The organism is Pseudoalteromonas sp. 20-MNA-CIBAN-0454 (assembly GCF_040308685.1).
Classification (GTDB): Bacteria; Pseudomonadota; Gammaproteobacteria; order Enterobacterales; family Alteromonadaceae; genus Pseudoalteromonas; species Pseudoalteromonas nigrifaciens.
Map to the genome: position 1 here is coordinate 1 of NZ_JBEOOB010000226.1, position 242 is coordinate 242.

Annotated in this window: 1 pseudogene; it reads left to right on the forward strand. The window is 41.3% G+C overall.

Annotated elements, in window-relative coordinates:
- A pseudogene (locus AAEZ22_RS18580) lies at positions 1 to 242 on the forward strand (malate synthase A); the annotation flags it as partial.

Sequence of the window (242 nt, forward strand, 5' to 3'; positions counted from 1 at the left end):
GCTCAATACAGTAAGTCCACAGCAAATGCTGATGATTCGATTAAAACCGATCTCACGTTTATTGGTCCCACTGTCAACGGCCAAGAAGACGTTTTTAACTCTGGCGCTGTGGCTTTCCTTGATTCGTTATGTGCAAAGTTTGTTGATGAAGTACCTGAGCTATTAGCTAAGCGTAAACAAAAACAAGCTCGTATTGATAATGGTGAGTTGCCTGATTTTTTACCTGAAACTCGTGCAATACG